This is a genomic window from Bacillus sp. JJ1503, from assembly GCF_036965125.1.
Taxonomy (GTDB): Bacteria; Bacillota; Bacilli; order Bacillales; family Cytobacillaceae; genus Cytobacillus.
Window position 1 is genome coordinate 34,415 of sequence record NZ_JBALOZ010000086.1, and the last position, 1,427, is coordinate 35,841.

Consider the following 1,427-nt stretch of genomic DNA (forward strand, 5'->3'; position numbering starts at 1 on the left):
AGCCCGTTAATCTGCGATAGAATACGAATATAAAAATGTCATTACATTAAGAAGGATGAGACATGCAAAAGAAAAGCTTAGGCGTTATTGGTGGGATGGGGCCAATGGCCACATCTGTCTTTTTTGAAAAGGTTATTGAAAATACGGTGGCGAATTCTGACCAGGAACATATTAATATGGTTATCCTAAACCATGCGACATTACCTGATCGCACAAGTGTAATTATAAACAAGAAAGAAGAGTTATTTCTAAACGCAGTTGCCAAGGATATGAAGCTTCTTGAAGCGGCATGCGTTGAACACATTGCCATACCATGCAACACCTCCCATTTTTTCTATAATCAAATGCAGGAAATGACGAGCATCAAGATTATTAATATGGTAGATGAAACTTGTAAAGAAATTCATCGAAAACATGGAGATCATAGCAAGGTCGCGATACTAGCTACTAACGGGACAGTTAGCAGCGGCATCTATAGACAGGGATGTCAAAACTATAAGATGGAATTACATATCCCTGATGAGGTCTCTCAAGAGCAAGTAATGAATACAATATATAATATAAAAAGTGATTTGAAGGTAGATACTGCTGCAATTGAACAAATCATTATGGATCTTATATATAGAGAAAATTGCTGCTGTGTTATTCTTGCTTGCACTGAACTATCATGCATGGACTTAAGTGATGATGTCATGAAATATTGCATCGATGCAATGGATGTTCTTGTTGAAAAGTCGATTGAATATTCCGGTGGCATTGTTAAGAATTCAATGAAGTGGGGCAAGCCTTAATCCTTTTGCTTGTGATGTTTAATAGGAACGTTGAATCTTTAAAGGGAGGGATTAATCTTGAAATTAAATGAAGCGGAAAAGTTTAGAGAGTTTTTGAAAGAATCTTTTGGTGATGGAGTCAACATTAGAGAATTAAGGTTATCTGATGAGGAAACAGAATACATTAAAAGAATTTATCCAAAGGCTAGTTTAAATAAAAGCATCCCAACTGAAGCTCCTGACGGAAAGAGATGGTATAAAGTATCCCTTCAGCCTCCTAAGAACGACAGAGAATTACAAGTAAATGATCATCTGGCAGCCATTCAACAAGAAAATCTGCGATTGAAGCGAGAACTTGAAAGGTTAAAGAAAGATAAAAGACGAGCCGAATAATGACTTTTGAAAAATATTATAGATTCAAATATGCTGCCGCCAAGTTTTGCTTGGCGGTTTTTTATGTTTGGAGCCCACTTTATTCGACAAAAAGCACATTCTCTTGAAATATATTTGTAATAATTTTCGGGATTAATTTTTGAACGGACAATGTTATAATATAAAATGTGCGATTATGGGACAAAAAATGACCAATATTGCGAAATTCTTCCATCAATCTCTTTTATGAAATTCTACAATCAGTTACAATTTTCAACATTATTA

The 1,427-nt window shown here is 35.1% G+C and carries 2 protein-coding genes; both read left to right on the plus strand.

The window, feature by feature from the left end; translation table 11 throughout:
- Window positions 1-62 precede the first annotated feature (62 nt).
- A complete protein-coding gene (locus V7149_RS07965; RefSeq protein WP_335345115.1) occupies window positions 63-791 on the plus strand; it encodes an aspartate/glutamate racemase family protein in 729 nt (242 codons plus the stop codon).
- A gap of 57 nt (window positions 792-848) precedes the next feature.
- Window positions 849-1,163: a hypothetical protein gene (locus V7149_RS07970; RefSeq protein ID WP_335345116.1), complete on the plus strand. Its 315-nt coding sequence runs from the start codon at window positions 849-851 to the stop codon at window positions 1,161-1,163.
- Window positions 1,164-1,427 lie beyond the last annotated feature (264 nt).

Bases quoted from the DNA above. Each gene is read 5' to 3' on its own strand.
- V7149_RS07965 (WP_335345115.1), top strand. From the start codon at position 63: ATGCAAAAGAAAAGCTTAGGCGTTATTGGTGGGATGGGGCCAATGGCC.